9 protein-coding genes are annotated in these 12,743 nt (G+C 69.7%); 3 read left to right on the top strand and 6 right to left on the bottom strand.

The genetic code is table 11. The features are described from left to right. Positions 1-7 precede the first annotated feature (7 nt). Both OP04_RS26540 and OP04_RS26535 read left to right on the top strand, forming a co-directional pair. On the top strand, positions 8-634 hold the full coding sequence (locus OP04_RS26540) for a PadR family transcriptional regulator (RefSeq protein WP_033342539.1): 627 nt from the start codon (positions 8-10) through the stop codon (positions 632-634). A 147-nt stretch (positions 635-781) separates the two neighbouring features. Beyond that, positions 782-1,438 (top strand): class I SAM-dependent methyltransferase, encoded by a 657-nt coding sequence (locus OP04_RS26535; RefSeq protein WP_033342538.1) that lies wholly within the window; start codon positions 782-784, stop codon positions 1,436-1,438. Positions 1,439-1,549: 111 nt separating this feature from the next. Here OP04_RS26535 and OP04_RS26530 read toward each other — a convergent pair whose 3' ends face one another. The 3 genes from OP04_RS26530 to OP04_RS26520 all read right to left on the bottom strand — a co-directional run bounded on the left by OP04_RS26530 (position 1,550) and on the right by OP04_RS26520 (position 4,354). Next, positions 1,550-2,656 (bottom strand): glycoside hydrolase family 19 protein, encoded by a 1,107-nt coding sequence (locus tag OP04_RS26530; protein WP_033342537.1) that lies wholly within the window; start codon positions 2,654-2,656, stop codon positions 1,550-1,552. Positions 2,657-2,765: 109 nt separating this feature from the next. Next, positions 2,766-3,962 carry an RNA polymerase sigma factor gene (locus tag OP04_RS26525; protein WP_198153985.1) on the bottom strand — a complete coding sequence of 399 codons (1,197 nt, stop codon included), beginning with the start codon at positions 3,960-3,962 and terminating at the stop codon, positions 2,766-2,768. Next, positions 3,959-4,354: a YciI family protein gene (locus tag OP04_RS26520; RefSeq protein ID WP_198153991.1), complete on the bottom strand. Its 396-nt coding sequence runs from the start codon at positions 4,352-4,354 to the stop codon at positions 3,959-3,961. The genes OP04_RS26525 and OP04_RS26520 overlap by 4 nt, the downstream gene beginning before the upstream one ends. A gap of 228 nt (positions 4,355-4,582) precedes the next feature. Here OP04_RS26520 and OP04_RS26515 point away from each other — a divergent pair, with 228 nt between their 5' ends. Next, positions 4,583-6,406 (top strand): LamG-like jellyroll fold domain-containing protein, encoded by a 1,824-nt coding sequence (locus OP04_RS26515; protein WP_051799069.1) that lies wholly within the window; start codon positions 4,583-4,585, stop codon positions 6,404-6,406. A 1,159-nt stretch (positions 6,407-7,565) separates the two neighbouring features. On the opposite strand, the gene OP04_RS26510 is transcribed toward OP04_RS26515, so the two are convergent. The 3 genes from OP04_RS26510 to OP04_RS26500 form a co-directional block, all read right to left on the bottom strand. Next, positions 7,566-10,046: a DNA gyrase/topoisomerase IV subunit A gene (locus OP04_RS26510; protein WP_033342534.1), complete on the bottom strand. Its 2,481-nt coding sequence runs from the start codon at positions 10,044-10,046 to the stop codon at positions 7,566-7,568. A gap of 14 nt (positions 10,047-10,060) precedes the next feature. Continuing rightward, positions 10,061-12,127 carry a DNA gyrase/topoisomerase IV subunit B gene (locus tag OP04_RS26505; RefSeq protein ID WP_033342533.1) on the bottom strand — a complete coding sequence of 689 codons (2,067 nt, stop codon included), beginning with the start codon at positions 12,125-12,127 and terminating at the stop codon, positions 10,061-10,063. Positions 12,128-12,283: 156 nt separating this feature from the next. Further along, the gene (locus OP04_RS26500) at positions 12,284-12,565 is read right to left on the bottom strand and encodes a DUF2087 domain-containing protein (RefSeq protein ID WP_157240368.1); all 282 of its coding nucleotides are present in this window, start codon (positions 12,563-12,565) and stop codon (positions 12,284-12,286) included. Positions 12,566-12,743: the final 178 nt, after the last annotated feature.

Genomic DNA, 12,743 nt, shown 5'->3' with positions numbered 1-12,743 from the left:
TCCCGACATGGCGCGACGACGGCCGGTGAAGAACCTGCTGGCGCTCGCCGTGCTCGCGATGCTGGCGCCGGGCACCCCCATGCACCCCTACCAGCTGGCGACCGTGCTGAAACGGACCGGCAAGGAGCGGGACATGGCGATCAAGTGGGGATCGTTCTACACCGTGATCGGGAGCCTGGAGAAGCACGGGCTGATCGCCGCGACCGGCACGGACCGGGAGGGGCGGCGGCCGGAGCGCACCACGTACGCGATCACCGGCGACGGCCGCGCGGAGCTGGACGACTGGCTGCGCGAGCTGATCGGCACGCCCGCGCGCGACGCGGACCGGTTCGAGTCCGCGCTGTCCGTGGCCGGCGTGCTGCCGCCGGACGACGTGGCGGGCCTGCTCACCCAGCGCCTGCACGGGCTGCGCGAGGAGATCACGAGCCTGCGCGCGGATCTGGACGCCCCCGGCGTACCCCGGATATTTCTGATCGAGACCGAATACGCGCTCGCGATGCGCGAGGCGGAGACCACCTGGGTGACCGGCCTGCTGCGGCAGATCACCGAGGGGACGCTGCCCGGCCTGGCCGAGTGGCGCGCGTTCCACGAGTCCGGCACCGCCGTCGAGGGGTGGGCCGAGCTGCTGGAATGACAAACGCCCCGGTCACGGTGCGCCAACACCACGACCGGGGCGCGTTTCCTCACATCGATCCGCGCGAGGCGGGCCGGCGCAAGGTGGCAACCAGAAGCATAGCCGGGCCTCTTCGCCATCGGATCCTGTCCTGAACAGGAGAAACACATGACCAAGAGCAGGCTGAGCCCGGAGATGGAGGGCGCGGCGGCACACCGCTACGCCCGGATCCGCGGCACCGAGAGTCAGCTGGCGGCCTGGCGCGAGGACGCCGCGCGGCTGGCCGGCAACGCGACCGACATCCTGGAGATCGCTCCCGGCCCCGGCTACCTGACGGTGGAGCTGGCGAAACGTGGTGCACGGGTGTCCGCGCTGGACATCAGCCACACGTTCGTCGGCATCGTCCGGGAGCGGGCGGCAGCGCAGCACCTCACGGTCGACGTGCGGCAGGGTGACGCGGCCGCGATGCCGTTCCCGGACGCGTCCTTCGATCTGATCATCTGCCAGGCCGCGTTCAAGAACTTCCTGCGGCCGGTGGAGGCGCTGAACGAGATGCACCGCGTGCTGCGGCCCGGCGGCGTGGCGCTGATCGAGGATCTGCACCGCGGGGCCACACGTAAGCAGATCGCACAGGAGGTCGCCGGCATGCGCCTCACCGGCGGAAAGGCGATCTTCACCCGGCTCGTCCTGGGCTGGTTGCGACGTCGCGCCCACACTCCCGCCCAGCTGACCGAGCTGGCTGCCGCGAGCCGGTTCGCCACAGGCGGGACCAAAAAGCACGGCACGATCGGGCTACGCCTGACCCTGAAGAAGGAAACGGCGTAAGACCGGCGTCCCCCGCTCGTCTGACTAGACAAGGGACGCGCTCACGCCGTACCCCCGCAGAAAAATGGCCGGTGCCGCGACGGGCGGCACCGGCCATGAGGTGAAACCGGGTCAGCAGCTGAGGTTCGCGCCCGGGGTGACGCCGAGGATCCCGGCGAAGTTCTGGTACGCGGCGATCCGGCTCTGGACCTGGGCCGGGTTGCCGCCGTTGCACTCGATCGAGCCGTTGATGCTGCGGATCGTCTCGCCGAAGCCACGGCCGTTGACCATCGCGTTGTGGCCGGTCATGGTGCCCGGACCGTTCTGCGTCATCCAGTACCAGATGCCGGTCTTCCAGGCGACGGCCGCGTCGTTCTGGACCAGGTTCGGGTTGCGCAGCAGGTCGATGCCGAGCGCGTCACCGGCGGCCTTGTAGTTGAAGTTCCAGCTCAGCTGGATCGGGCCGCGGCCGTAGTAGGCGGCCTGGCCGGCCGGGCAGCCGTACGACTGGTTCGGGTCGCAGTAGTGCGGGTAGTTCGCGGTGTTCTGCTCCACGATGTGCACGAGTCCGCCGGTCTCGTGGTTGATGTTCGCCAGGAACGCCGCGGCCTCCTGCTTCTTCACGGTGTCGCTGCCGGTGCCGGCGAACGCCGGGTACGCGGAGAGCGCCTGCACCAGGCCGGAGTACGTGTAGAACGAGTTCCGGCCCGGGAACATCTGGTTGAACTGGGCCTCGCTGACCACGAACCCGGACGGGTTGGGCGCGCCGGTCGTCGGCGCCGGCGGGGTGGGCTGAGTGCCGCCGCCGGAGCAGGTGTACGGCTCCCAGAACCAGGTACTGATGATCGGGTCGTACCCCGGGTTCTCGTGCTCGGCTATGTAGTACTTGCCGTCCGTGTACTTGACGATGTCCCCGGTGTTGTAGGACTTGCCCGCGACCCACGCCGGGTGGTTGCAGGAGGTGGTGCCGCCACCGCCTCCACCGCCGGACGACCCGCCGCACGTGCCCTGGTCCTCCCACACGCCGGTGCCGGCCGTGCTGGGCTGCTCGCCCTGGGTCCACCACTTGGCCCGCCAGTTGTGACCGCCGAACGACGCCGTGTTGCCGCCCCAGTACACCGCGGACGCGCTGTACGCGCTGGCGCACTCGGCGGCCGAGGCCATCGTCATCGGCAGGATCGCGGCGGCTGCTCCCGCGCCCGCGACCGCCAGCACCGTAGCGACGACTCGTAGCTTCACCGTGCACCAACTCCCATTCCACACGTCGAGGACGTGAGAATGTTGTCAGCGAGGGTGCCAGGCGCGGGCTAAAGGAACGGTAAATAAACCTTATTATCTCGCGGACCAGCTAAAACCCGGACGCAGCGGCGATCCTGGCCGCACGCAGCGTGAGGTAATTGCGCTCCGGCACGCTGGACGTCCGCGCCGCTGCGGTCCGGTACTCCGCGACCGCCTCGGCCGTCGACCCGGCCATCTCCAGCAGGTGCGCCCGCGCGGCCGGCAGCCGGTGCCCGCGCGCCAGCAGCGGCTCGGACGCCAGCCGGTCCAGCGTCGCCAGCCCCGCGGCCGGACCGGCCACCATCGCCTGCGCGACCGCACGGTTCAGCGTCACCACCGGGCTCGGCGTGAGCCGTTCCAGCACGCCGTACAGCGCGAGGATCTGCGGCCAGTCCGTCTCCTCCGCCGACGGCGCCTCGTCGTGCAGCGCGGCGATCGCGGCCTGCACACGGTAGGGCCCCGGCCCGCGCGGCAGCACGGCGTTGACCAGCGCGATCCCCTCCGCGATCATGGCGGCGTCCCACCGCGACCGGTCCTGCGACGCCAGCGGCACCAGCTCGCCGACCGGCCCGGTCCGCGCCGGCGCCCGCGCCTCGGTAAGCAGCATCAACGCCAGCAGGCCGCCCGCCTCCGGATCATCCAGATAGGACAGCAGCCGGGTCAGCCGGATCGCCTCCGTGGACAGCTCCACCCGCAGCAGCGACGGCCCGGCCGAGCTGGTGTGCCCCTCATTGAAGATCAAATACAGCACATGGAGTACGGACGAGAGGTTGCCGGGCCGCAGCGACGACGACGTGAACGACCGCTTCGCCCGGCTGATCCGCTGCGCCATCGTCGCCTCCGGCACCAGGAACGCGCGGGCGATCTCCGCCGTGGTCAGCCCGCCCACCGCGCGCAGCGTCAGCGCGATCGCGGACGCCGGCGACAGCGCCGGATGGCAGCAGAGGAAGAGCAGCTCCAGCGTGTCGTCGCGGCCCTCGGACGACGCGTCGGACAGCGGCGCCTCCAGCCGTGAGACCGCGGACTCCCGCTCCCGCCGCGCCGACCCGCGCCGGATCTCCTCGATCAGCCGCCGGTGCGCGACCTGGATCAGCCAGCCGCGCGGATTGTCCGGCACCCCCTCGGCCGGCCACTGCCGGAAGGCGGCCAGCAACGCCTCCTGCACCGCGTCCTCCGCGGCCGCGAAGTCGCCGGACCGGCGGGTGAGCACGCCGAGGACCTGCGGCGCAAGCGCGCGCAGCAGGCCCTCGAAGGCGATCGGCGTCACCAGGAATCAGGGGCCGGGGCCTCCATGATCTGGCGGACCTCGATCGGCATGTTCAGCGGCTTCCCCTCCGGGCCGGGCGCGCTTGACACGTACGCGGCCAGCTCGAGCGCACGGGCCGGCGTCTCCACGTCCACGATCCAGTAGCCGGCCAGGAACTCCTTCGTCTCCGGGAACGGGCCCTCGGTCACCACCGGGGTGCCGTCCGCGCCGGCCCGGACGATCTTCAACTCCTCCGGCGCGGCCAGGCCCTCGCCGGTGACCCACTCGCCCGACTTCGTGAGCGTGGCGTTGACCTCGCCCATGAACGCGATGTGCCGCTCGATCTCCTCCGGCTTCCACGTCTCGATCCGCGGGAAATCGACGGCGGTCTGGGAGAACTGCATCATCAGCATGTACTTCACGGTTCTGCTCCTTGATCGGTGCGCCGCCTCCGACGCTCTCACGGGTAGGTAGAAGCCGTCACGCGGTTCTCGACATGCCGCGCAAAAGAAGTCTCACGGCGTACACCCGGAGGATCTTGCAGTTTTTCAGGCGGCGGATGCCGTCACGCCATGCCCGCGTCATCGACGGGGGCCAGGCTCACGCCGGATCCACAGATCGCCACACATGGGAGTCCCACAATGAGCCAGCGCCTGCCCCGCCGCGCGTTGCTGCAGACCGCGGTCGCCGCACCCGCGGCCGGCCTGCTCGTCGGCAGCACGTTCGAGGCCGCGCCCGCCTGGGCGAACAGCGGGAAGTTCGACGTGGACGACCCGCGCTTCTCGATCGCGGTGCTGCCGGACACGCAGTACCTGTTCGACGAGGACAGCTCCGACCCGGAGCCGCTGCGCGCGACGTTCAGATACCTGCGCGAGAGCAGCAACATCGCGTTCATGACGCACCTCGGCGACGTCACCGAGCACGGCAGCGACCACGAGATCGAGCTGGCGTCGAAGACGTTCAAAGATCTTGACGGCAAGTTCCCCTACAGCGTGCTCGCCGGCAACCACGACATCAACGGCAGCACCACGGACCAGCGCGGCACGTCCGCCTACCTGAAGGCGTTCAACCCGAAGCGGTTCGCGGCCTCACGCACGTTCGGCGGCGCGTCCCCGGACGGCTACAACAGCTACCACGTGATCAAGGCGGGCGGCCGTCAGTGGCTGGTCCTGGCGCTGGACTGGCGGCTCTCCGACGCCGGCTTCGCCTGGGCGCAGTCCGTGCTGGACAGGCACAAGACGCTCCCCGCGATCATCACCACGCACGAACTGGCGTACGCGGACGACAACGGCACCGCCTACCTCTCCGGCTACGGCCAGCAGATCTGGGACCGGCTGATCCGCAAGAACGACCAGATCTTCCTGTCGCTCAACGGCCACTACTGGCCGCCCGGCCGCACCGTGCTCACGAACGACGCCGGCCACGACGTGCACGTCCACATCACGAACTACCAGGACCGCTACTACGGCGGCGCCGGCATGATCCGCGACTACGCGTTCGACGTGGCCCGCGGCGTGATCGACGTGTCCACGTACTCCCCGTGGTTCCTGGCCAAGGACCCGGCGAAGCGCACCGCGCTGGAGGAGGAGACGATCGAGCTGACCGGGCCGGTCGACCGCTTCAGCCTGGAGATCGACTTCGACGCCCGGTTCGCCGGGTTCTCCGGCGTGGTCCCGCCGGCGCCGCGGCCCGCGTCCGCCGTGCTGCTGCGCGACACGGTCGCGTACTGGCGCTTCGACGGCCTCGGCCTCGCCGACGGCGCCACGGTCGCGAACGGCACCGTGGTCCGCGACCTGGCCAAGCGCGGCAACGACCTGACCGTGCAGTCGATCGGCGCCGGGGCACCACTGCTCGCCTCCGCCGACCACCACCCGGGCGCGCCCGCGCACGCCAGCCTCCGCTTCAACGGCGGCAAGTCCCCCGACCGCGGCTCGATCCTGGCCACGTCGGCGCACGCTTCGCTGAATTCGCTCACGTTTGAGTCCGGCTACACGATCGAGGCGTTCATCAAGCTGCCGGCGCCGTTCGAGGGCGACCACTCCTGGATGGGAATCCTGAGCTGGCAGGGCCGCAGCGGCGACGCGGGCAAGACCAGCGGCTGGTCCCAGGACGAGCCCACCTGCAGCGTCAACCTGTCCGGCGAGCGCTTCCTCCAGTACGTCGTCTACCCCAACGACCGCGACGCCGACCCGACCTCGTGGAGCCACGCGCTCCCGATGGGCCGCTGGATGCACATCGCGATCGTCAACGACAGCCGCCGCACCACCATCTACATCGACGGCTCGAAGATCGCGCGCAACCCCACGCAGGCCTCGAAGGGCATCACCACCATGGGCAAGCCGTTCACGATCGGCGCCACCCAGTTCGCCGAGAAGTTCGGCCAGGGCTTCTACGGCTGGATCGGCGACGTCCGCATCACCGCCCGCGCGCTCCCCGCCCGCGACTTCCTCACCACCACCCACTAGACCCACCTTCCACTTTTCTTGGACCTTCCTCCACTTTCCGGACCTTCCTCCAGGGCGCCGGGCGGCCCTCCACTCACCCTGCGCGCCGCCCGGCGCCCGCCCTCAAGCCGCCTCGCGGTCACGTCCCGGTGGCCGCGAGGCGGCTTTCCCTCATCTCCCGCTCCCTCGCCTCACGACCGCCCGGGAGCCATCCGCCGCTTGCCTGCCCCCTGCCCTCGCACTGGCAGCCCAACGCTCTGGCTGCCCTCGGAGCTGTCTGGCCTCGCACGACAATCAAGATCAAGTTCTAATTGCTCTTCCCGCTTCCGGCGTGGTCCGGCCCGCATGCTCCCGACTCTGTTGCCCATTCACGGCGAGCGCGGTGAGATCCGCGGGCTGCCGTGCGAGAACCCGGGCGCCTGCCGGTATTGCGGCGTCAAGGTCCGGGGACCATCTCGGTCGACGGGCACTCCGTGCCCGAAATTTCAGGAAATAGCTGGCCTGGTGGCCCGGCAACCCAGCCTTGTCGCCGGAAGGCCGGCAACGCCGGATATGTCATCTCATGGCGCCCGCTCACGGAACGCTACGGGACTTGATCAACGGTCGTATGTACGTTTCTACGGTCTCAGGCACTCACAGCGTGGAGAACGTACATACGACCGCCGATCAAGGCCGGAAGCCGCTGCCGGCCCGCGACCCAATGCCGCAAGACAGACTGCCCTGCCCAGGAGGGTGAAGCGGACGGTTTCCGGGTGGTCGGAGCGTCACGAAGAGCGAACCAGGAAGCCTCGACCCGGGCCAGAAGCCGCAACGATCGCGAATCAGGCCCTGATATGCCGAAATATTTCGGGCGCGGAGCGCCCTGCCCTGCCCCGAAGAACTCGGCGCGCCGAGCAGCCCGGCACCGGCTCGGGCATCGCGACCCATCGCACCGAACGGGAACGGGCAACGGGGTCGCCCCCGCAACCGGCACGTCCTGCTTCACCACATGCCAGGCCCGAAGCCTCATCGATGCCGATCTTGACCTTGCCCAGGACGCAAGAAAGCCGCACAGGAAAGCGGCTCCCACCAAGGGTGGGAGCCGCTTCGGTTTGCATGAGTGGCGCGGGACCGGTGCCCGCGGGAGCGTGCGGGCCGCAACCACGCCGGGAGTGGGAAGAGCCAGATCTTGATCTGGCTCTTAGTCCCTTTCGATCAGGTGGCCGATGAGGTCGGGGCAGATGCCAGCGATGCCGGAGCCGTCGCGGCGCATGTCGATCTCGGGGAGGTCGATGGGTTCGCCGGTGGCGGTGGCGGCGGCGGGGCGGACGCCGATCCAGCCGACCACGATGCCCTCCTCGCCCTTGAGGAAGCGGTGGGCGCGGACGCCGCCGGTGGCACGGCCCTTTGCCGGGTACTCGTCGAAGGGGGTGACCTTGACGGTACGGCCGGTGGACGTGATGACCAGCGGCGCGCCGTGCTGGGGGTCGCCGGCGCCGATCGCGCCGAAGAAGACCGCGTTCGCGCCGGCGCTGAGGTTGATGCCGGCCATGCCGCCGCCCTTTATCCCCTGCGGGCGGACGATCGAGGCGGCGAAGCGGAGCAGCGCGGCGTCGCTGGTCAGGAACGCGAGCGTCTCGTCGCCGGTGATCCAGGTGGAGCCGATGACCTCGTCGCCGTCCTTCAGGCCGATGACCTCGAAGACGTCGGCGCGGACCGGCCACTCCGGCGCGCAGACCTTGACCGCGCCCTGGCGGGTGCCGAGCGCGAGCGTCTCGCCGGGCTTCGGGACCAGCGGGGCCAGGCCGATGACGGTCTCGCCGGGGTCGAGGTCGGCGAGTTCGCTGGCGGACATGCCGCCGCGGAGCGTGACGGTGCCGCCCTGTTCCGGCAGGACCGGGAGCGGCAGGACGTCGACCTTGAACGCGCGGCCACGGTTCGTGATGAGCAGGACCTGGCCGCGGGCGGTGGTGTGGACCAGCGCGCGGACCGCGTCGTGCCGGTCGCGGCCGGCCCGGCGGGTGCTCTCCGAGGACTCCTCGGACTCGGCGGCGGTACGCGCGACGAGCCCGGTGGCGGACAGGATGACCTGGCAGGGGTCGTCCTTGACCTCGAGCGGCCCGGCCGGTACGGACGCGGCCAGCACCTCCTTGAGGTCACCGTCGATGAGCGCGGTGCGGCGGCCGGTGCCGAACTCCTTGGCGACGGCGCCGAGCTCGTCCGAGACCAGCTTCTTCAGCACCTTGTCGTCGTCCAGGATCAGCGACAGCTCGGCGATCTCCGCGTTGAGCTTCTCCTGCTCGGCCTCGAGCTCGAGCCGGTCGAAGCGGGTGAGGCGGCGCAGCGGCGTGTCCAGGATGTACGTCGCCTGGATCTCGGACAGCCCGAACGTCTCCATCAGGCCGTCCTTGGCGGACTGCGCGTCGTCGCTGGCGCGGATCAGCCGGACCACGTTGTCGATGTCGAGCAGCGCGATGAGCAGGCCGTCGACCAGGTGCAGCCGCTCCTGCCGCTTGGTCCGCCGATACGTGGTGCGCCGCGTGACGACCTCGTAGCGGTGCTTGAGGAACACCTCGAGCAGCGCCTTCAGGCCGAGTGTCTGCGGCTGACCGTCCACCAGGACCAGGTTGTTCACGCCGAACGACTGCTCCAGCGGGGTCAGCCGGTAGAGGTCGGCGAGCAGCGCCTGCGGGTTGACGCCGACCTTGCACTCGATGACCAGGCGGGTGCCGTTCTCCCGGTCGGTGAGGTCCTTGACGTCCGCGATGCCCTGGAGGCGGCGGGTCTTGTTGACCTCGTCGGTGATCTTCTCGATGACCTTCTCGGCGCCGATGCCGTACGGCAGCTCGGTCACCGTGATCGCCTGGCGCCCGCGGGAGCCCTCCAGCGGGCCGATCTCCACCTTGCCGCGCATGCGCACCACGCCACGGCCGGTCTCGTACGCCCGGCGCACCTCGTCCAGCCCGAGCAGCAGCCCGCCGGTCGGCAGGTCCGGCCCGGGGACGAACGTCATCAGCTTGTCCAGCGTCGCGTCCGGGTGGTTGATCAGCCACCGGGCCGCGGTGACGACCTCGCCGAGGTTGTGCGGGATCATGTTCGTCGCCATGCCGACCGCGATGCCGGACGTGCCGTTGACCAGCAGGTTCGGGAAGGCGGCGGGGAGCACGGACGGCTGCATGAGCGATCCGTCGTAGTTGGGGACGTAGTCGACCGTGCCCTCGCCGAGCTCGCCGACCAGCAGCATCGCCTCGCGGGACATGCGCGCCTCGGTGTAGCGCGCCGCGGCCGGGCCGTCGTCGGGCGAGCCGAAGTTGCCGTGGCCGTCGATGAGCGGCACGTTGAGCGAGAAGTCCTGGGCGAGCCGGACCATGGCGTCGTAGATCGCGACGTCGCCGTGCGGGTGGTACTTACCCATCACGTCACCGACGACGCGGGCCGACTTCACGTGCCCGCGGTCGGGCCGGTAGCCCTGCTCGGACATGGAGAACAGGATGCGGCGGTGGACCGGCTTGAGGCCGTCGCGTGCGTCCGGCAGCGCGCGGGAGTGGATGACCGAGAACGCGTACTCCAGGTAGGAGTCCTCGACCTCGGTGGTCAGCGGGTTGTCGATGATCCGCGCCCCGGCCGCGTCGAACGCGGACAGGTCGACCTTGGCGGACTTGGAGTCTTTGCGGCGAGCCATTGCAGAGAATTCCCTTACGCGTCAATGGCGTCGCGGTCGACGCGGTCGGACGATTCGATCAACCAGTTCTTGCGGGGCTCGACCTTCTCGCCCATGAGCAGCTCGAGTGTGCGCTCGGCCGCCTCGACGTCCTCCAGCGTGATGCGCCGGACCGCGCGGGAGGCCGGGTTCATCGTGGTGTCCCACAGCTCGTCCGCGTCCATCTCGCCGAGACCCTTGAACCGCGGGATCGGCGTGACGATCTGCTTGCCGGACTTGGTCAGCCGGGCGACCGTGTGGGTCATCTCCGGCTGCGTGTACGTGTAGATCGTCTGCGGGCTGCGGCCCTTCGTAGTGATCTTGTGGAGCGGCGGCATCGCGGCGTAGAGCCGGCCCGCCTCGATCGCCGGTCGCATGTACTTCGCGAAGAGCGTGATCAGCAGCGTGCGGATGTGGGAACCGTCCACGTCCGCATCCGCCATGATCAGGATGCGGCCGTAGCGCATCGCGGACAGGTCGAACGTGCGCCCCGAGCCCGCGCCCAGCACCTGCACGATCGCGGAGCACTCCGCGTTGTCCAGCACCTGCTGCAGGCTGGCCTTCTGCACGTTCAAGATCTTGCCGCGGATGGGCAGCAGCGCCTGATATTCCGAGGAGCGCGCCATCCGGGCGGTGCCGAGCGCGCTGTCACCCTCGACGATGAACAGCTCGCTGCGGCCCACGCCGGTGGAGCGGCAGTCGACCAGCTTGGCCGGCATCGACGCGCCCTCGAGCGCGGTCTTGCGGCGGGCAGCGTCCTTCTGCTGCTTCTGGGTGAGCCGGACCCGGCCCGCGTCGACGATCTTCTGCAGGACCGTGCGCGCCTCGACCTTGGTCTTCTTGTCCTGCACCCACTCCTTGAGGCGGGCCTCGACGACCTGCTGCACCACGCGGGTGAGGCCGGCCGTGGAGAGCTCGTCCTTGGTCTGCGAGGTGAACTGCGGCTCCGGCACGCGCACGTGGATGACCGCGGTCATGCCCTCCAGCACGTCGTCCAGGACCGGCGGGTCCTCCTTCGGCTTGAGCAGGCCGCGCGTGTTCTTCACGGCCTCGCCGAGCGCGCGGACCGCGGCCCGCTCGAAGCCCTTGCGGTGGGTGCCGCCGTGCACGTTGCGGATCGTGTTGGTGAAGCACTCCACGGTCCGCTCGTAGCCGGTGCCCCAGCGGAACGAGATCTCGATCTCGGCGGTGCGCTCCACATTCGCCCGCATGACGCCGTTCTCGTCGGCGGCGTTCTCCCGGTAGGAGCCGGTGCCGTTGATCATCAACGTGCCGGAGACCGGCTTCTCGCTGGACGGCGCCAGGAAGTCGACCATGTCGGCCAGGCCGTTCGGGAAGTGGAACTCCTCGGTGCCGTTGCCGGACATCGGATCCACGTTCGCGTCGCGGAGCACGTAGGAGACGCCGGGGACCAGGAACGCGGTGTTGCGCAGCTTGGTCCGGACCGACTCGACGTCCAGCGCGGCGCCGGACTCGAAGTAGCGGGCGTCGTACCAGTACCGCGTGGAGGTGCCGGTGGGCTCGCCGCGCTTCATCTTGCCGGTCACGCGCAGGCCGGCCGCGGGCGTGAAGGGCGCGTCCGGCCCCGGGCCGTGGAACTCGCCGGCCACGCCGTGCCGGAACGAGATCTCGTGGATCTTCCCGTCCCGCCGCACGGTCACGTCGTAGCGCAGCGAGAGCGCGTTGACCGCGGACGCGCCGACGCCGTGCAGGCCGCCGGAGGTCTTGTAGCCGGACCCGCCGAACTTCCCGCCCGCGTGCAGCCGGGTGAGCACCAGCTCGACGCCGGACATGCCGGACTTGGCATGCGTGTCGGTCGGGATGCCGCGGCCGTCGTCGTCCACCTGGACCGAGCCGTCCTCGTGCAGCGTGACCTTGATGCGGGTGGCGTGACCGGCCACACCCTCGTCCGTCGAGTTGTCGATGATCTCGTTGAACAGGTGGTTCACGCCACGGCTGTCGGTCGACCCGATATACATGCCAGGGCGCTTACGGACCGCGTCGAGCCCCTCGAGATGGGTGAGGTCGGCTGCCCCGTACAGGGTCTCGGGCTGTGCAGTCACCGGTTCTTGACTCCAGATCCTCGCGCTTGTGCTGGGTGGCGCCGTAACACGACCCCGCGAGCCTAACCGCAGGGTCCGACGAGACCGTCGCTCCATGCCGCACATGTGAGGCGTTGCCGGGCAATGACCGGAAAGACTATCGCACAGATGTTCGAGTCACGCCTCGTAGGCGCGCCAGTAGAGACCGTCCTCGCGGGCCAGGATGTCAAGGTCGATCAGGTACCGGCGGACGGCCACGTGATCGACGCCCGGCACCCCGTCGCACCAGGCGCGGAGGATGTCGTTGACCTCGGGTTCGCGGTACCGGCGACCGGGCGCGAAGGAGGCGGCGGCGAGGTGGTCCAGGACCGCGCGACGCCGGTTCAGCTTCGCGGGCATGGCGGTCAGACGGCCGTCGCGCACGAACGGGCGCATGGCTGCGTCGTCAAGATCTGACACTGCGTCACCTCCGAGAAACAAACGAGATCCGCATCACCCTAGATCCCGGGCGTGGCTCCGTCAGCCGATTTCCACTGTGGACAGACGACCCAAAATCAAGATCATCCGGGGGTACGGCCGGGAGCGCGCGCTTCCCACGCGTACCCCCGGAGGTTGGTCTTGATCTCCACACTTCCTT

It is taken from the genome of Catenuloplanes japonicus, assembly GCF_000717135.1.
Lineage (GTDB): Bacteria > Actinomycetota > Actinomycetes > Mycobacteriales > Micromonosporaceae > Catenuloplanes > Catenuloplanes japonicus.
Note: the sequence above shows the minus strand (reverse complement) of the source record. Positions and strands in the feature narration are given on the sequence as shown.